We start from the raw sequence: 17,686 nt of genomic DNA, 5'->3' as shown, positions 1-17,686 counted from the left end.
TCTGAAAGGACGTACGTGTCCGAACCCCTGGACCTCACAGCCCTCCCGCACGACTTCCTGTGGGGCACGGCCACCTCCGCCTACCAGGTCGAGGGAGCCGTCGCCGAGGACGGACGGTCGCCCTCGATCTGGGACACCTTCTCGCACACCCCCGGCAAGATCGCGGGCGATGACCACGGCGATGTGGCCTGCGACCACTACCACCGCTGGCGCGAGGACATCGGGCTGATGAAACGGCTGGGCACCAACGCCTACCGGCTGTCCATCGCCTGGCCACGGGTGGTCCCCGGCGGCGACGGGCCGGTCAACGCCAAGGGCCTGGCCTTCTACGACCAGCTGATCGACGGCCTGCTGGAGGCGGGCATCACCCCGTCCGTCACCCTGTACCACTGGGACCTGCCCCAGGTGCTCCAGGACCGGGGCGGCTGGCCCGAGCGCGACACCGCGGAGCACTTCGCCGCGTACGCCTCGGTGGTGGCCGAACGCCTCGGCGACCGGGTGCACCACTGGACCACCCTCAACGAGCCGCTGTGCTCCGCCTGGATCGGCCACCTCCAAGGCGTGATGGCGCCCGGGTTCACGGATCTCACCGCGGCGGTCCGCGCCTCGTACCACCTGCTGCTCGGCCACGGCCTGGCCGCCCAGGCGATCCGGGCCGCGGCGCCGCGCGCCGAGGTCGGCATCGTCAACAACCTCAGCACCGTCGAGGCCGCCAGCGACCGGCCGGAGGACCAGGCGGCCGCGCGGCGCGAGGACGGCCACACCAACCGCTGGTGGCTGGACCCGGTCCACGGCCGCGGCTTCCCCGCGGACATGCGCGAGGTGTACGGGGTCGAACTGCCCGAGCGCCCCGGCGACCTGGAGACCATCGCCGCGCCCCTGGACTGGCTGGGCCTGAACTACTACTTCCCGGCCACCGTCACCGACGACCCCACCGGCCCGGCCCCGCACGCCCGTGCCATCCGCCGCCCGGACGTCCCCCGCACGGGCATGGACTGGGAGATCGACGCCACCGGTATCGAAACCCTCCTGCTGCGCCTGACCGGCGAATACGGCGCCCGCAAGCTGTACGTCACCGAGAACGGCTCCGCCTACCCCGATGTCGTACGCCCGGACGGGACCGTGGACGACCCCGAGCGCCAGGACTACCTCGTCCAGCACCTCGCGGCGTGCGCCTCGGCGGCAGCCAAGGGCGCCCCGCTGGCCGGCTACTTCGCCTGGTCGCTGCTCGACAACTTCGAGTGGGCCTACGGCTACGACAAGCGCTTCGGCCTCGTCCACGTCGACTACGACACCCAAGTCCGCACCATCAAGGGGACCGGCCACCGCTACGCGGAGATCATCCGCGAACACCGGGGCCGGGCCCGCCGCGCCGCCTAGGAGGTGCCCGAGGGGGCCTTCCGCCTGCGCCGGACTTGCCCCCTCCCCGCCCCTTCCCGTAACCGGGGCTCTGCCCCGGGCCCCGCAGCTGGGGCATCGGACCCAGGCCCCGTAACCGGGGCTCCGCCCCAAACCCCGTGCCCCGGGCCCCGCAGCTGGGGCATCCGCCCCAGGCCCCGGAGCGGGGCTCCGCCCCTTCCCGAGGCGTCGATTGCGGTTCCGCCGCGTTGGGGGCTCCGCCCCGGACCTCGGGGTCCAGGGGCGGAGCCCTGGTAACGGGAAGGGGCGGGGAGGGGAAAACCCCACCCGCGCCACACAGCTACAACGCAAAGCACATCGGCACGACGGAAACACCTCGGCACGACGGCACGACGGCACATCGGCACGACGGCACATCGGCACCGCACACGCACCCCCACCACCTCATCGAGGAGAGCCGCATGCCATCCCGTACCTCCCGCACGCTGCTGAGCGCCCTCGCCACCCTGGCCACGGTGGCACTGCTGTCCACGGGCCCGGCCCTCGCCACTCCCACGTCGCACTCCACCGCGGCCGCCGCCCAGGCGACATGGGACACCGACCGGGCGGCGGCCGCGTACGCCGCGAACCCCGGCGCCGTCACCGCGTCCGGCAGCGAGAACGACGGCACCGGACCGGGCCTGGCCTTCGACGGCAACGGGTCCACCCGCTGGGCCAGCCCGTTCACCAATGACGCATGGATCCGTGTCGACCTCGGCGCCACCATCCGGATCGACCGGGTCGTCCTGGACTGGGAGGCCGCCTACGGCAAGAGATATGTCCTGGAGGTGTCGAAGAACGGCACCGACTGGACCCCCTTCTTCACCGAGGACGCCGGTACCGGAGGATCCCTCACCGCCCACACCTATCCGCAGGACGTCACCGGCCGCTACGTACGGATGCGTGGCATCGAGCGCGGTACGCCCTACGGCTATTCGCTGTACTCGTTCAAGGTCTACGGCAGCGAGCCCGCCCCGGCGTCCACCAGCCGGACCAATCTCGCCCTGAACCACCCCGCCTACTCCAACTACTACCAGCACGCGAGCAATTCACCGGCCTTCGTCACCGACGGCGGCTGGCCCGCCAATCTCAAGGACGACCAGACCCGCTGGTCCAGCGACTGGAACGCCGACCGCTGGGTCTCGGTGGACCTCGGCGCGACCTCCACCATCGACACCGTCGACCTCCACTGGGAGGCCGCCTACGCGGTCGACTACCAGCTCCAGGTGTCCGACGACAACCGCAACTGGCGCACGGTCTACCAGCCCTCCGCCGCCGACGTGGCCGCCCGCCGCGCGGACGTCAAGTCCCCCGCCGACGCGGTGGGCCGCCATGACACCGTGAAGCTGTCGCAGCCCGCCGGCGGCCGCTATGTGCGGATGCTCGGCAAGGAGCGCCGCTCCTTCTACAACCCGGCCCCGGCCACCGCCCAATTCGGTTACTCCCTCTATGAGTTCCAGGTCTGGGGCACGGGTGGGAGCGCCTCCGCCGCGTACCCCGCGCTCCCCGGTGAACAGTCCGGGGCGTACCGCACCACGTTCTTCGACGACTTCACCGGTGCCTCGCTCGACCGCTCCAAGTGGCGTGTGGTGCGGACCGGCCAGGAGATGGGATCGGTCAACGGCGAGTCGCAGGCGTATGTCGACTCGCCCGACAACATCCGCACCGAGAACGGCAACCTCGTCCTCAGGGCGAAGTACTGCAAGGGCTGCACCCAGGCGGGCGGCGGCACCTACGACTTCACCTCCGGACGCATCGACACCAACACCAAGATGGACTTCACCTACGGGCGGGTCAGCGCCCGGATGAAGCTGCCGGTCGGCGACGGGTTCTGGCCCGCGTTCTGGCTGCTGGGCAGCGATGTGGACAATCCGTCGGTGTCCTGGCCCTCCTCCGGCGAGACCGACATCATGGAGAACATCGGCTACGGCGACCGGACCAGCACCGCCCTGCACGGCCCCGGCTATTCGGCGGACGGCAACATCGGCGCCCGCCAGATCTACGAGGGCGGCGGCCGCGCCGACCAGTGGCACACCTACGCGGTGGAGTGGACACCCACCGGGATGCGCTTCCTCGTCGACGACCGGGTGGTCCAGGAGACGAGCCGCAACAAGCTCGAATCCACCCGTGGCCAGTGGGTGTTCAGCCACAACCAGTACGTCATCCTCAACCTCGCCCTGGGCGGGGCGTACCCCGCCGGATGGAACAAGGTCACCACCCCCTACTGGGGTCTGCCGCAGTCCAGCGTCGACCGCATCGCGGCCGGGGGAGTGCAGGCGGAGGTGGACTGGGTGCGCGTCGAACAGAAGTAGTCAGCGCTGCATCATGGGCCGTTGACGGGCGGCCGCCACGGCCGCCCGGCAACGGCCGCGGCAGAAGGAGGAGCGTCGATGCGGGTGGCGTTGCACTCGGTTCTCAAGGAGGGCCAGGAGTCCGGTTATGAGCAGGCGCACGCCACGGTCCCGGAGGACCTGCCGGCCGCGCTGCGACGAGCCGGGATCACCGACTGGCGGATCTGGCGCAGTGGGGGCCATCTCTTCCACCTCGTGGACTGCGAGGACTTCGCCGCCGCGATGGCGGCGCTGGACGAGGACCCGGCCAACCAGCGCTGGCAGGAGTTCATCGGCGCGTATGTCGACCACTTCGAGGACACCGGCGGTTCCCCCGCCGAGTCGGAGCGGATGGCGCTCGGCGAGGTGTGGCAGCTGAGCGCACAGGCCAAGGCGCCGAGCGCGGGTAGGCACTCCCGGTAGCCGGGCCGGTCGGCCGAACCGGCGGAGCCTACCCGTCCGCACCGTTCGGCGCAGCCATTCATCAGACCTTGAGTACGGGTGAGAGCGGGGCGACGCGTCCTCGTACGACGTGGTGGCCCCGCGCGGAGGCGGGGGCGGAACGCACAAGCGCTCCGTACCCGCCTGCCGCGCATCCCCGACTGGAGGTCAGTGAGTTGAGCCACCGACGTGTGAACAAGCGGACCCTCGCCATTTCCGGAGCCGCCATCGCCGCGCTCGGGGCAGCGGCCATTCTGCTGCCCAACGCGAACGCGAACCCGGATGAGACGTCGGGCGCGAAGACCTTCTCGTCCCCGGCCGCCGTGAAGCTCGCGCGGAGCCTCGCCTCTGACCTCGGTGACAACGGCGCGGGCTGGTACTACGACGGCGCGAACCGCCAGCTGGTCATGAATGTGATGGACCAGGACTCCGCCGAGTCCGTCCGTGCCCAGGGCGCCGTGGCGAAGGTCGTCCAGAACAGCATGGCCGAGCTGAAGGCCGCCACCGAGACGCTGAGCAGCGATGCGTCGGTGCCCGGCACCGCCTGGTCGATCGACCCGGTCACCAACAAGGTCCAGGTGACCGCCGACCGGACGGTGACCGGCGCCAAGTGGGCCACGCTGACCAAGGCCACCGGCCAGATGGAGGGCACGGTCAGCGTCAGGCGCAGCCAGGGCGAGTTCAAGAAGTTCGACGGCGGGGAAGCGGCCCAGCCCGGCGACAACGGCGGCACGGGCGCCGGGGACGCGGGGGATGGCGCGGGCGCGGCGGGTGGCGCGGGCGACGCCGGTACCGGCGCGGTGGGCGGTGCTGGGGACGCGGGCACGGGCGGTGCCGGGGATGCTGCGGGTGGTGCGGGTGACGCGGGTGCGGGCGGTGCCGGGGATGCCTCGGGTGGTGCGGGTGACGCCGGTGGCGGCGGGGACGCCGCGGCCGGTGGGCTCGACGGCGGCGATGCCATCTTCGGCGGTGGCGCCCGCTGTTCGCTGGGCTTCAACGTCAGCGTCGACGGCGCCCCGGGCTTCCTGACCGCCGGCCACTGTGGCAACGAATCCCAGACCTGGAGCTCGGACCAGGCCGGTGCCCAGCAGGTGGGCACGGTGCAGGACTCCCAGTTCCCCGAGAGCGACTTCGCGCTGGTGATGTACGACGACGCCACCACCCAGGCGTCCAGCACGGTCGACCTCCAGAACGGCAGCACCCAGGAGATCGGGCGCGCCGTCGAGGCGAGCGTGGGCCTGAAGGTGCAGCGCTCCGGTTCCACGACCGGGGTCACCGACGGCACGGTCACCGGTCTCAATGCCACGGTGAACTACGGCAACGGCGACATCGTCAACGGCCTCATCCAGACCGATGTGTGCGCCGAGCCCGGCGACAGCGGCGGTGCGATGTTCGCCGAGGACGCGGCGGTCGGGCTGACCTCCGGTGGCAGCGGCGACTGCACCCAGGGCGGCGAGACGTTCTTCCAGCCGGTGACCGCCGCACTGGAGGCCACCGGCGCGGTCATCGGCGTGGGCGACGGCGGAGCCGGTGGCGGCGACGCGGCGGGCGGTGCCGGTGATGCGGCCGGTGGCGGCGACGCGGCGGGCGGTGCCGGTGACGCCGCCGGTGCGGGCAACGCGGGAGCGGGCGACGCGGGCGCCGGTGACACAGGCGCCGCCGCCGGAGCCGGTGACACCGGCAGCGACACGGGCCAGAGTCTCAACTGATCCGGCCCACCCCATGAACGAGGCCCCGGGCGCCCTCCTGCCCCAGTGCCCGGGGCCTCCCCTTCCCGGTCAGGACGGATCGGTCCCGGACACCGCGAGCCCCGCCGCCTCCGCCGCGGCGCCCAGCACCTCGCGCAGCATGGCCGGGGTGAGCCGTCCGGTGAAGGTGTTCTGCTGGCTCACGTGGTAGCAGCCGAAGAGCGTGAGCGGCGCCCCGCCGTCGGTCGCCCGCAGCGTGGTCCGCGCGCCGTGCGCGAACACCGGCCGTGGCCTGGGCACGGCCCATCCGGCCGCCTCCAGCACGGGCAGCACGGCTTGCCAGCCGAACGCGCCGAGCACGACGACGGCCCGCAGCGTCGGCCGCAGCAGCCGCAGCTCCCGGGCCAGCCAGGGGCGGCAGGTGTCCCGCTCCCCGGGGGTGGGGCGGTTGGCGGGCGGGGCACAGCGCACCGGTGAGGTGAGCCTGACCCCGCGCAGCTCCAGACCGTCGCCGCGGTGGGTGGCGGTGGGCCGGTTGGCCAGCCCCAGGTCGTACAGCGCGGCGTACAGGAAGTCGCCGGCGCGGTCGCCGGTGAACATCCGGCCCGTACGGTTTCCGCCGTGGGCGGCCGGTGCCAGACCCACGATCGCCACCGCGGCGTCCGCCGGTCCGAAGCCGGGCACCGGACGCCCCCAGTAGTCCCAGTCGGCGTAGGCCCGGCGCTTGGTGCGGGCGGCCTCCTCCCGCCACTCGACCAGGCGGGGGCAGGCACGGCAGTCGATGACCCGTGCGTCCAGCTCGGCGACGGTTTCGGCGCCGGGGGCCTGACGGGCGGGGTAGGAGTGCGCGGGTTCGGAGGTGGTCATGTAGAAGGCCGCTGCCCCGTGCCCTTGCGCAGGAAACGCCGCAGCCGGGTCAGGGGCCAGGTGTTGATGACATCGTCCGGGGTGAGCCAGCCCCGCTGGGCCATGCCCACCCCATACCGCATGTTGTCCAGATCGCGGGTCGAGTGGGCGTCGCTGTCCAGGGCGAACACCACTCCGTAGGACTTCGCCCGCAGGATGTTGTCGTCCGACAGATCGAGCCGGTCCGGATGGGCGTTGATCTCCAGCGCGGTGCCGGTGCGGGCGCAGGCGGCGAACACCTCGTCCAAGTCGGCGTCGATACCGGGCCGTTTGCCGATCAGCCGGGTCGTCGGATGGCCGATGACATGGACGTACGGATTCTCGCAGGCCCTCACCAGCCGCCGGGTCATGGCCTTCCGGCCCAGCCCGAACTGGGTGTGCACCGAGGCCACGCACACATCGAAGTCCTCGAGGAAGTCGGCCGGCCAGTCCACGTCCCCGTCGACGTCGATGTTCAGCTCCACACCGTGCAGCAGCCGGGTGTCCCGGTGTCCGCGCCCACGGTCGAGTGCGCGCACCCGCTCCCGCTGGACCAGCATCTTCTCCTCGGTCATCTGCTGCATATAGAGCTTGGGCGCGTGATCGGTGATGGCGTAGTACGCGTAGCCGCGCCGCTCCGCCTTGGCGATCATGTCCTCCAGCGATTCCAGCCCGTCGGTGAGGTTGGTGTGGGTGTGCAGATCGCCCCGCAGATCGGACTCCCTGACCAGCCGGGGGAGTTGGCCTTCGAGGGCGGCCTTGATCTCGCCCCGGTCCTCGCGCAGCGTCGGCGGGATCCACTCCATGCCGAGCCGGGCGTAGACGTCCTCCTCGCTGCGCGAGGCGATCGTCTTGCCGCTCTTGGTCTCGAAGAGGCCGTACTCGGAGAGTTTGAGGCCATGGCGCACCGCGATCGCGCGGATGCGGATGTTGTGCGCCTTCGAGCCGGTGAAGTAGAGCAGTCCCGCGCCCCAGGAGTCCAGCGGCAGGACCCGCAGATCCACCTGGAGCCCCTTGACGGTGCGGATCGATGTTTTCTTCTGGCCGTGCGCGATCACCTCGGAGGTGAGCGGTAGCCGGGTGAACGCCTCCATGAACGGGCCGGATTCCTCCGCCGCCACCAGGATGTCCACATCGCCCACGGTCTCCCGCATCCGGCGCAGCGACCCGGCGTACGCACACCGCCGGCAGCCGGGCACCTTGGAGAGGGCGGAGACGATGTCATCGGCCACGTCCATGGCCTCGTCGAGCGGGATGCGGTGGCCCGCGGCACGCATCAGCGCGATGCCGTGGAGGATGTTCTCCTCGGACTTCGGCCCGAAGCCCTTGAGATCGCGCAGCTGGTGGTCCTCGATCGCGTCGGCCAGCTGGTCGATCGAGGAGATCTCCAGCTCCTCGTAGAGGATCATGGCTTTCTTCGGTCCGAGCGCCGGGATGGCGGTCAGCTCCCGCACTCCGGCCGGGATCGCGGCGCGCGCCTCCTCGACGGCGGGCATGGTGCCGGTGCGCAGATACTCGACCACCTTGTCGGCGATCGACCGGCCCACATTCGGGATCTCCCGCAGTCCCTTGGCGTCGAACTGCGAGATGTCGGCCGCATGGCCGCCGATCGCCCGGGCGGCCTTCTCGTACGCACGCGCCCGGTACGCGTCCCCGCCCGTGATCAGGAGGAGATCGGCGTACTCACGCAGGAGGGCTTCGACCTCCTCGTTCGAGCGAGCCATGACAGCGATTCTAGTCGGCTCTGGCGATCCCGGTGAGGTGGAGGGATCCTGGGGTCAGGAGCGAAACGGCGATCCGCGGCAGTCGGGCCGACCGGTTCCTGGCGTGTGTTTCCCCGGGTTTGGGGGAGGTTATGGACGTTGGATTCCTGAAGCCGTTGTTCGACCGCCCCGGTCCATGGGCGGGCGTCTACATGGACACCTCTCGCAGTACGGAGGACGCGCCCACGCGGCGCAGGCTGCGGGAGCGGTTCGTGGCGGATCAGCTGACCAGCCAGGGCGCCGACCGCGCCACCTGCGACGCGGTGGTCGAGCGGCTGGCCGGTGAGGAGGAGGCCAGGGCGTCCGCGGGGCGGGCGCTGTTCGCGGCGGGTGGCGAGGTGGTGCTCGACCTGCCGCTGGCCACGGCCCCGATCGATGTGGTGACGTCCTGGTCGATGCTGCCGCGGGTGGCGCCGCTGGCCACGTTCCGCGGTGAGTGGCCGGCCTGTCTGGTGGCCTTCGTCGACCAGGCGGGGGCCGATCTGGAGCTGCGGGACGACACCGGAACCCGCCCTGCGGGCCGCGCCGCGGGCCGCAGGGCGCACGGCCGGGGCCATCGGTCGGTGCCCGCGGACCGCTATGAGTGGCACTACCGCAACCGGGTCGGGAACACCTGGGAGCAGACCGCCGATCGGGTGGCCGACGAGCTGGTGCGGCAGTGGGCGGAGAGCGACGCCGAGCTGCTGATCCTGGCCGGTGATCCGCGCGGGCGCCGGGCCGTGCGCGACCGGCTGCCCGAGCCGCTGCGGGCCAAGACGGAGGAGATGCGCCACGGCAGCAGGGCCGCCGGCTGCTCCGAACTGCTGAACGTGGAGATCGACCACGCTCGGGCGGAGTGCGCCCGCGCCCATCTGGAGTCGGTCCTCGATCTCTTCCGCGCCGGGCGGGGCCGCCCCGGCGGGCCGGGCCCGAGCGGACACGACGGCGCCGGGCCGCCGAGCAGCGGGGCGGCGGAGGGGGTGCCGGCGGTCGTGGAGGCCATGCGCAGCCATCAGGCGGCCACGCTGCTGCTGGGGCACACCGGGGGCGATATGCGCCACGAGGTGTGGATCGGCCCCGACGCCGATCAGGTCGCCGTACAGCGCTCCCAGGCGCGCGCCATGGGTGTCAGAGCACCCGAGCCCGCCCGTGCGGACGACGCGCTGATGCGGTCCGCCGCGGTGGCCGACACCGAGGTGCTGCTGGTGCCCGAGGGGGTTCCGGGACCGGCCGGGGGCCTGGGCGCGGTACTGCGCTGGCACGCCTGACGAGGCGCGGAGGGAAGAGGCGCGGAGCGGTGGCGCTCCGCGCCTCATCGCGCTGTTGCGCCGGACGGGCCATTTCTCCGGGGGCTGGTTGGCATGGCTCGTTCAGCTCTCTACCGTCCCTGGTTTGTTAGGAAACCTGCTTGACCAATGCTCTGCCTGCCCTCAGGGAGACATCCGTGGTCCTGCGTCCGGTACCACCCCGGCGGCGGGCGCGTGCCCGCGTTCGACGCGCCCTGACCGCCTCGCTCGCCGTCGGCGGCCTGCTCCTCACCGTCTCCCTCACCACGGGCGCGGCGCCCCCGCGCACCGGGATGGCGGCGGGCGCCCCGGCCCCGGTGACCCGGGTGGGCGCGGCCCCCGGCACCGCGACCCCGCTGGCGGGTTTCGCCACGCAGTCCTCGGCCAAGGTGACGGACACCCCCGCGGACATCTCCACCCCCGGCTACCCGGCGTCCGGCTGGCACTCCGTGGGGCCCCGGTCGACGGTGCTCGCCGGGCTGCTCGCGGCCGGGACGTACCCGGATCCGTTCCACTCGACCAACCTGGAGAAGATCCCCGCCGCCGACTTCGCCGTCCCCTGGTGGTACCGCGGCGACTTCACCGTGGCCGACCCCTCGCGCCGTACCTATCTGGGCGTCAGCGGTGTGGTGTCCGCCGCCGATGTGTATGTCAACGGCGTTCGGGTGGCCACCAAGGAGCAGATCGCCGGGGCGTACACCCGGCATGAGCTGGATGTCACCGACCTGGTCGGGGCGGGCACCAATACGGTGGCGTTCCGTGTCCAGCCCAACGATCCGCGCAAGAACCTCACGATGGGCTGGATCGACTGGCTCCAGCCCCCGCCCGACGAGAACATGGGCATCGTCCGCGATGTGCTGGTCCGCCGTGGCGGCCCGGTGGCCCTGCGCGACGCGCATGTGACCACCCGGCTGGACACCGGATCGCTCGCCTCCGCCGAGCTCACCGTCAAGGCCCGGGTCCGCAACGACTCCGCCTCCCCGGTCACCGCCACGGTCTCCGGCACGGCCGGTCCCGCGGCCATCAGCCGTACGGTCTCGCTCGCCGCGCACGAGAGCAGGGCGCTCACCTTCACCCCCGCCGACTTCCCCGGACTGCGGCTGGAGCGGCCCGAGGTGTGGTGGCCCGCCGGGATGGGCGACCAGCCGCTGTACGACTTCGACCTCACCGCCACCGTCTCGGGCACCCCCTCCGACACCGCCCACCACAGCTTCGGCATCCGCGACGTCAAGGCGCCGCTGAACGCCGACGGCGCCCGGCGGTACCTCATCAACGGACGCCCGCTGCTGATCAAGGCGGGCGGCTGGTCCCCCGATGTGTTTCTGCGCTGGGACGCCCGCTCGGTGGAGGACCGGCTGAAGTACACCCTCGACCTGGGGCTGAACACCGTCCGCCTGGAAGGCCATATCGAACCGGACGAGTTCTTCGACCTCACCGACCGCTACGGCATTCTGACCCTCCCCGGCTGGGAGTGCTGCGACAAGTGGGAGGGCCAGGTCAACGGCGAGGAGACGGGGGAGAAGTGGACCGCCGCCGACTACCCGGTGGCCAAGGACTCGATGGCCGCCGAGGCCGCCCGGCTGCGCGACCACCCCAGCGTGATCTCCTTCCTCATCGGCAGCGACTTCGCCCCCGACGCCACCATCGAGAAGAACTACCTCGACGCGCTCGAGGCCGCCGACTGGCCGAACCCGGTGATCCCCGCCGCCTCCGCCAAGTCCTCGCCGAAGCTGGGCACGTCCGGTATGAAGATGACCGGCCCCTACGACTGGGTTCCGCCGGACTACTGGTACGCCAAGCGGGAGGGCGGTGCCACCGGTTTCAACTCCGAGACCGGCGCCGGACCCGACATCCCCACCCTGGACACGCTCCGGCGCATGATCTCCCCCGGCGAACTGGAAACCCTGTGGCGCGACCCGTCGGCCAAGCAGTACCACCGGTCCCCGTCCGACACCTTCGGCGACCTCCAGCTCTTCGGCAACGCGCTGATCGGCCGCTACGGACCGCCCAGCGGGCTGACGGACTATGTGCGCAAGGCGCGGCTCGCCCGCTACGAGGCGGTGCGCGCCCAGTTCGAGGCGTACGCGCGCAACTTCTCCGACGCCTCCCGGCCCGCCACCGGTGTGGTCCACTGGATGCTGAACAGCGGCTGGACCTCGCTCCACTGGCAGCTCTTCGACCGCTATCTGGACCAGGGCGGGGCCTACTACGGCGCCAAGAAGGCCAATGAGCCGCTGCACATCCAGTACTCGTACGACACCCGCTCGGTGGTCGTGGTCAACGGCCGGCACACCCCCGCCACCGGTCTCACCGCCCGCGTGGGCCTCTACACCCCCGACGGCACCCGGAAGTTCGAGAGGAGCGCCACCGGTCTACGGGTGCCGGGCGACGGCGGCAAGGCCACCGCGCTCACCGTCCCGGCGGACGTCGGCGGAGTGTCCGGCGCCTATCTGGTCAAGCTCCAGCTCACCGACCGCACCGGCAAGGAGGTCAGCCGCAATGTGTACTGGCTCTCCACCGAGAAGGACGTGCTCGACTGGGACAGCACCGAGTGGTACTACACCCCCACCACCTCCTACGCGGATCTGACCGGACTCGACGACATGGCCAAGGCGCCCGTGTCCGCCACTGCCAGCACGAGCCGCGGGCCGGACTCCACCGCCACCACGACCGTCACCCTGCGCAACACCGGGAGCGGGCGCACTCCGGCGCTGCTCGTGGACGCCCATCTGGTGAACGGCTCGGACCGGCCCGTACTGCCCGTTCACTGGTCGGACAACGAGGTGAGCCTGTGGCCGGGCGAGTCGATGACGCTCACGGCCACCTATCGCACCGCGGACCTGGGCGGTTCGACCCCCTCGGTGCGGATCTCGGGCTGGAACACCGCCACCCGCACCGTGCCCGCGGCCGCCAAATCGCGCTGATCGGCCCCGTTCTGAAATCGTGTCGAAAGGAATTTTTTCGGCGAGTCCGATCCATGGAGCAAGTTCACACTTTTGTATGCTTTCTCCAGCGCGTCGTTCCCCCGCGTCGGACAGTCACCGTCCGTACGCTCACGAAAGGGGCTCCATATGCACACCATGGAGGTTCGCCCACCGGTACCCAGCCGTTCCAGCAGCAGATGGCGTCGATACGGCCGACTCGCCGCCGCCAACTTCGTCCGGGGTGCCTCGTATGCGTGTGGCACCGCGGCCATCGGCCTGATGGCGTGGTGGGTGCAGACCCGCTGACACACCCCGCCACCCCGTCCCGAGCCGGAGCCCCTGACCGTCCGCGATCCGCCGCGACGGCCGTGAGTGGCCGTCGCGACGGCCCGGCTATGCCTGAGGATGCGGCTGCGAGCGGAAGGGGAAGTGCAGCCCCCGGTGCTCCGCGCGGGGCGCGCCGCCGCCGAGGTGCATGCGCAACTGGATGCCGTGCATGATCTCGATGATGCCCAGGGCGATCAGCCAGATACCGGCCACCACGGTGAGTGCGGTGATCGAGCCGAAGGGCGCCACGATCAGGATGATCCCGGCCACGATGGTGAGCAGACCGAGGAACACCTGCCAGCCCCGCGCGGGGATGCCCTCACCGGAGATCGCCGTGGCGGTCTGCATCACGCCCCGGATCAGCCAGGCGAAGCCGATCCACAGCGCGAGCAGCAGGATCGACTGGGCCGGGCCCCGGAAGCAGAGCAGTCCGAGCAGCACGCTCAGCGCCCCGGTGATGAAACTCAGCACCCGCAGATGTCTCGGTATATGCGCGCCGAAGGCGCCGGCCAGCTGGAAGATCCCGCTGATCAGCAGATAGGCGCCGAACAGGGCGCCGACCACCGTCAGGGAGGCCGCCGGCCATGCCAGCACCATGATGCCCAGCGCGATCGCCACCAGACCGGCGGTCACCAGGACCTGCCAGGCGGCGTTGGACATGACGTTCTGCAACGCGGCGTACGGGCTGCCCTCGCCGAAGGGCCGCTCTCCCGGCCGGCCGGAGGGTTCCTCCCTCGGCTGCTCGGAGCCGTGTGGACTGTCGGAGGAGTAGGTCATGGTCGTCCACCTCCTGAGGGAACAAGATGGCCGTGGCCCATGGCTCCATGGTCCCTCCGTGCCCGCTCCGGCGCCTCGCGGGAGGTGGGCGCGCATGGCAAGGTGGGGTTGAGGCCCTGTCCTGGTGCGCGTCGTAGGGAGGCCGCATGGACGACCGGGAGTTCTTCCGGACAGTGGCGGACCGCACCCAGCTCTCACGGCAGGAAGCGGCCGATGTCACCCGCGCCACGCTCGAGACCGTCGCGGCCCGCCTGAGCGCGGGCGAGGCCCGGGAGCTCGCCCAGGAGCTGCCCGAACACCTCCGGGAAGCCCTTCGGCGCGGGGAGGGGGACATGGAGATCTTCGACCCCGATGAGTCGATCCGCAGGGTGCGGGAGCGCACCGGGCTGACCGAGACGGAGGCCGACCGGGGGGTCCGGGCGGTCCTCGCCACGCTCCGGGAGGCCGTCTCGGCCGAGGAGTACGACCACGCCATGTCCCAGCTGGGCGGCGAGTTCGCGAGGATGGCGGAGTCCGTGCGCTGACGCGCCCACGGGCGGCGGGCTCATACGGCCCGCCAACCGCTCCACCGGCCGACGGTGATCTCCACGACCGGCCCGCGCGGCGGCCGGTCCGCGTACTGGGCCGGGTAGGTGTCCACGAGCAGCCGGACATAACCCGCGGACACCTCCGACTCCTCCGCCGGTGGCAGGACGCGGGCCGTGCCGTCGGCCCGCGCCCACCACAGGTGGTCCCAGTTCTCGTCGTAGTCGTCCACCAGAAGGCATACGGCGGGGTGGGCGCGGATGTTGTCCAGGCGTTTCAGCCGTGTCGTCCGCTTCGGCTTGTGGTCGACGGCCGTCACCACGGTGTCGCCGGTCAGCGCGAAGACCACCGGCACCAGATGCGGGTGGTCCCCGGCGCCGACGGTGGCCAGCCGGGCCAGCCTGGCCCGTGCGAACCGCTCCCGCGCCCGCTCGCTCGTCAGCCGTGGCATCGCGGGCCCCGGTGGCTCACCGGAACCGGGCGGCGATCCCGGCCATCGAGTCCAGCCGCGCGATCGTCTCCGCCTCCGGCATCGTCGGCAGATAGAACAGCACCCGCTCCACACCGATGCGCTGATACCCCTCGACCGCCTCGGCGTCCTCGGGCATCGCGTACAGCGTCACCGGCACCTCGCGGCCGGCCACCTCGCGCAGCCGCTCCATCTGCGGGCGCAGCTCCTCGGGGGATCCGCTGTTGGCCAGCCAGGCGTCGCCGAGCTCGGCGATCCGGCGGAACGCGGCCTCGCCGCCGCCACCCACATAGATCGGTGGATGCGGCCGCTGGACCGGCTTGGGCCACAGGAAGACCGGGTCGAAGTTCACGAACTCCCCGTGGAATTCGGGCTTCTCCTTCGTCCACAGCTCACGGATGGCCCGCAGCCGCTCGTTCATCAGCCGGCCCCGGGTGGACGGATCCGTCCCGTGGTTCTCCATCTCCTCACGGTTCCAGCCCGCGCCCACCCCGAACACGGCGCGTCCGCCGGAGATCACGTCGAGGGAGGCCACCTCGTTGGCGGTGTGGATCGGGTCCCGCTGCACCAGCAGGGCGATGCCCGTCCCCAGCAGCAGCCGCTCGGTGACCGAGGCGATCGCGGCCAGCGTCACATACGGGTCGAGGGTGTGGTAGTAGACCTCCGGAAGGTCTCCGCCACCCGGATAGGGGGTGCGGCGGTCCACCGGGATATGGCTGTGTTCCGCGATGAAGAGCGAGTCGAAACCGCGCTCCTCGAGGGCCCGCCCGAGGGGCGCGGGCCGGATGCCCTGGTCGGTGACGAATGTGGATACGCCGATCTTCACTACGGCTCCCTGGGAAGGTGCGTCGATGAGCTACGGGAACCACATGGGTACCCGGCCGGGCCGGAACCACAACGGTGCGCACGAGTGACACGGCCCGGGTGGGGCCCGCGGACACTCCGCACGCCGCGCCCCGGCCCCCGGTCAGCCGCCGGTGGCGAAACCCGGGAAGAGGGTCATCCCGCCGTCCACGTAGACGGTGGTGCCCACCACGTAGTCGCACAGGTCGGAGACGAGGACCACGGCGGCGTTGGCGATGTCCGGCGGGTCGCCGATCCGGCCGTACGGGATGAGCTCCAGGAGGGAGTCCCGCGCCTCGGCGGTCTGCCAGGCACTGCGGTTGATCGGGGTCTTGATGGCGCCCGGCGCGATCGCGTTCACCCGGATCTTCCGGGGCGCGAACTCCTGGGCCAGGGTCTGCGTCAGCATCGCCACGCCGCCCTTGGCCGCCGCGTAGTTCACATGGCCGGCCCAGGGGATGATCTGGTGGACCGAGCTCATGCAGATGATTTTCCCGGCCGACCGCGACACCTCCGGAACCACACCGCGCCGCAGGAACTCCTTGATCGCCTCCCGGGCGCACAGGAACTGGCCGGTGAGGTTGACGGAGATGACCTTCTGCCACTGCTCGAGCGTCATCTCCACCGTGGGGGCGTCCCGCTGGAGCCCCGCGTTGGCGACGAGGATGTCGATCGTGCCCAGGCGGTCGGCCATCGTGGACATCATCTCGACGACCTGGTCCTCCTGGGACACATCCGCCTGATGGGCGTAGGCGCGCACACCGTGGCTCTGGATCTGGGCGACGACCGCCTCGGCGGCCGGCCGGTCGCTGGCGTAGTTGACCACCACATCCGCGCCGGAGCGCCCCAGAGCGATCGCGGTGGCCTTGCCGATCCCCGAGTTCGCCCCGGTCACCAGCGCCTTCTGCCCCTTGAGGAGCTCGGGGACGTACACCTGAGGAGGACGATCGGGATGGGTGTTCACTGGCTTTTCGTCTCCTTCGTCTGGGCGTCCGTCACCCGCCGCCCCGACCCTCGCAGTCCGCGTGGGGAGCCGTCGCTCCCCACGACGCCACGGTCACCCACTAAGGCGATGCGGATCGTTCCAGCGGCGCAACGCGGTCCCCGGCTCAGCCGGCCTCGGCCATCGCCTGGGCGCGCAGTGTCGAGCAGGTGCGGTTGATGAGCCGCGAGACATGCATCTGGGAGATGCCCAGCTGCTCGGCGATCCGGCTCTGGGTCATATCGCAGAAGAAGCGCATGTAGAGGATCTGCCGCTCGCGGTCGGGGAGCCTGCTGAGACCGGGCCGCACGGCCTCGCGGTCCACCACCCGGTCGTACGCGGACTCCTGGGCGCCGAGCGTGTCGGCCAGGGAGTAGCCGTCGTCGGAGCCGGGCAGCTGGGCGTCCAGGGAGAGCGGGGTGAAGCTGCCCATGGCCTCCATACCGGCGCGCACCTCCTTCTCGGTCAGCCCGGTGCGCTCGGCTATCTCCTCGGCCCGCGGCGGCCGGTCGTCCGCGGAATGGGACAGCTCGCGGTGGGCGGCGCGCACCCGGTTGCGCAGGTCCTGGACCCGGCGGGGGACATGCAGCACCCACAGATGGTCCCGGAAGTGGCGCTTGAGCTCGCCGACGATCGTGGGCACCGCGAACCCGGCGAAGGCGGTGCCGTGTTCCGGGTCGTACCGCTTGACGGCCTTCACCAGGCCGAGCGCGGCCACCTGCTGGAGGTCCTCCAGGGATTCGCCGCGGTTGCGGTACTGCCGGGCCAGCCGCTCGGCCATCGGCATCCACGCCTCGACGACCCGGCGGCGCAGCGCCTCCTTCTCCGGTCCTTCGGGCAGCCGGGCCATCTCCGCGAACTCGGCGCCGGTGTCGGGCGCGTCGTCATGCGGGTGCTTCGTGGGGCCGGTTCGGGGCCGTGCCATGTCCTGCGTCGCGGTCGTCACGGAACACACCTCCTGCGATGGGCTGACAGGTCTCTGGGACCGGGCCGCGTCGCGGGAGGCTCACGGGGACGTGTGGACCGGCGCGCCCCGCGGTCCGGAGCGATACAGACTGCTCCCGCGGTG

General features: G+C 71.4%; 14 protein-coding genes. 7 read left to right on the top strand and 7 right to left on the bottom strand.

Translation table 11 applies throughout. The features are described from left to right. The first annotated feature begins 15 nt into the window (after positions 1–15). From NQU54_RS01685 to NQU54_RS01670, 4 genes are all read left to right on the top strand, one after another. A complete protein-coding gene (locus tag NQU54_RS01685; RefSeq protein WP_257629409.1) occupies positions 16–1,380 on the top strand; it encodes a GH1 family beta-glucosidase in 1,365 nt (454 codons plus the stop codon). A gap of 440 nt (positions 1,381–1,820) precedes the next feature. Beyond that, positions 1,821–3,710: a discoidin domain-containing protein gene (locus NQU54_RS01680; RefSeq protein ID WP_257629408.1), complete on the top strand. Its 1,890-nt coding sequence runs from the start codon at positions 1,821–1,823 to the stop codon at positions 3,708–3,710. A gap of 78 nt (positions 3,711–3,788) precedes the next feature. Beyond that, positions 3,789–4,151, top strand: a complete 363-nt coding sequence (locus NQU54_RS01675) for an L-rhamnose mutarotase (RefSeq protein ID WP_257629407.1) — start codon at positions 3,789–3,791, stop codon at positions 4,149–4,151. A gap of 209 nt (positions 4,152–4,360) precedes the next feature. Further along, entirely contained in the window at positions 4,361–5,878 is a 1,518-nt protein-coding gene (locus NQU54_RS01670) for a S1 family peptidase (protein WP_257629406.1), read from the top strand. Positions 5,879–5,947: 69 nt separating this feature from the next. Here the strand turns inward: NQU54_RS01670 and NQU54_RS01665 are convergent, their stop codons facing one another. Both NQU54_RS01665 and polX read right to left on the bottom strand, forming a co-directional pair. Further along, positions 5,948–6,724, bottom strand: a complete 777-nt coding sequence (locus NQU54_RS01665; RefSeq protein ID WP_251770940.1) for a uracil-DNA glycosylase — start codon at positions 6,722–6,724, stop codon at positions 5,948–5,950. Then, the gene (gene polX, locus NQU54_RS01660) at positions 6,721–8,466 is read right to left on the bottom strand and encodes a DNA polymerase/3'-5' exonuclease PolX (RefSeq protein WP_257629405.1); all 1,746 of its coding nucleotides are present in this window, start codon (positions 8,464–8,466) and stop codon (positions 6,721–6,723) included. Before polX ends, NQU54_RS01665 begins: the two co-directional genes overlap by 4 nt. 131 nt (positions 8,467–8,597) lie before the next feature. Between polX and NQU54_RS01655 the strand changes: the two genes are divergently transcribed. Continuing rightward, positions 8,598–9,752, top strand: coding sequence for a baeRF2 domain-containing protein (locus NQU54_RS01655; protein ID WP_257629404.1), 1,155 nt, complete (start codon positions 8,598–8,600; stop codon positions 9,750–9,752). A gap of 176 nt (positions 9,753–9,928) precedes the next feature. Beyond that, the gene (locus NQU54_RS01650) at positions 9,929–12,694 is read left to right on the top strand and encodes a glycoside hydrolase family 2 protein (protein WP_257629403.1); all 2,766 of its coding nucleotides are present in this window, start codon (positions 9,929–9,931) and stop codon (positions 12,692–12,694) included. A gap of 393 nt (positions 12,695–13,087) precedes the next feature. Here NQU54_RS01650 and NQU54_RS01645 read toward each other — a convergent pair whose 3' ends face one another. Next, a complete protein-coding gene (locus NQU54_RS01645) occupies positions 13,088–13,798 on the bottom strand; it encodes an HdeD family acid-resistance protein (protein WP_257629402.1) in 711 nt (236 codons plus the stop codon). A gap of 146 nt (positions 13,799–13,944) precedes the next feature. On the opposite strand from NQU54_RS01645, the gene NQU54_RS01640 reads away from it, so the two are divergent. Continuing rightward, positions 13,945–14,322: a DUF2267 domain-containing protein gene (locus NQU54_RS01640; RefSeq protein WP_257629401.1), complete on the top strand. Its 378-nt coding sequence runs from the start codon at positions 13,945–13,947 to the stop codon at positions 14,320–14,322. 20 nt (positions 14,323–14,342) lie between these two features. Here the strand turns inward: NQU54_RS01640 and NQU54_RS01635 are convergent, their stop codons facing one another. From NQU54_RS01635 to NQU54_RS01620, 4 genes are all read right to left on the bottom strand, one after another. Beyond that, entirely contained in the window at positions 14,343–14,774 is a 432-nt protein-coding gene (locus NQU54_RS01635; protein WP_079260018.1) for a TIGR03668 family PPOX class F420-dependent oxidoreductase, read from the bottom strand. A gap of 16 nt (positions 14,775–14,790) precedes the next feature. Beyond that, positions 14,791–15,618: an LLM class F420-dependent oxidoreductase gene (locus tag NQU54_RS01630; RefSeq protein ID WP_257629400.1), complete on the bottom strand. Its 828-nt coding sequence runs from the start codon at positions 15,616–15,618 to the stop codon at positions 14,791–14,793. A gap of 141 nt (positions 15,619–15,759) precedes the next feature. Then, positions 15,760–16,599 carry an SDR family oxidoreductase gene (locus tag NQU54_RS01625; protein ID WP_257629399.1) on the bottom strand — a complete coding sequence of 280 codons (840 nt, stop codon included), beginning with the start codon at positions 16,597–16,599 and terminating at the stop codon, positions 15,760–15,762. Between the two features lie 145 nt (positions 16,600–16,744). Next, positions 16,745–17,563 (bottom strand): SigB/SigF/SigG family RNA polymerase sigma factor, encoded by an 819-nt coding sequence (locus tag NQU54_RS01620; protein WP_372505749.1) that lies wholly within the window; start codon positions 17,561–17,563, stop codon positions 16,745–16,747. Positions 17,564–17,686: the final 123 nt, after the last annotated feature.

Source organism: Streptomyces malaysiensis subsp. samsunensis (genome assembly GCF_024519315.1).
Lineage (GTDB): Bacteria > Actinomycetota > Actinomycetes > Streptomycetales > Streptomycetaceae > Streptomyces > Streptomyces malaysiensis.
Note: the sequence above shows the minus strand (reverse complement) of the source record. Positions and strands in the feature narration are given on the sequence as shown.